Annotated in this window: 1 protein-coding gene; it reads left to right on the forward strand. The window is 65.0% G+C overall.

Features of this window, described 5'->3' with window-relative positions:
- Positions 1-249: 249 nt before the first annotated feature.
- A partial coding sequence (locus AC4FS3_RS29205; protein ID WP_491023451.1) for a DNA gyrase subunit A occupies positions 250-572 on the forward strand: 323 nt, incomplete at its 3' end.

Here is a 572-nt window from a genome sequence, read left to right on the forward strand (position 1 = left end):
AGATCATCGCCGCGGTGTTGCTGCTGCGCCCGCCCAGGCGGGATAACGTGGGAAGCCCCATGTAAATACTTGCGTTCAGAGGGTTTGTTCGCTACCCGTTCTCATGTCTTCGGGCAGCTGTTCCAGCACGCGCCCGGCCGTCGATCGGGCGCGCGCTTCGCCGTTGGGCCGATTGTATCGCCGCGCTGGTTTCGGTCGCGATGACAGTTCGCCATCGGCGCCGGTCTGCGGCGCGTACCGGGGGAGGCAATGGGCAAAGAGGTCGGGACGCCGCCGGACGACGGCATTGAGAATGTCGAGCTGCGCGAGGCGCTGGAGCAGCGCTATCTCGACTATGCCCTCTCGACCATCATGCATCGCGCCCTGCCGGATGCGCGCGATGGCCTGAAGCCCGTCCACCGCCGCATTCTCTACGGCATGCGCCTGCTGCGGCTTGATCCGGGCTCGCCGTTCAAGAAATCCGCCAAGGTCGTCGGCGACGTGATGGGTTCGTTCCATCCCCACGGCGATCAGGCCATCTATGACGCCATGGTGCGGCTCGCCCAGGATTTCGCTTCGCGTTATCCGCTGGT

The sequence above is a fragment of the Pseudogemmobacter sp. TB195 genome, from assembly GCF_058313095.1.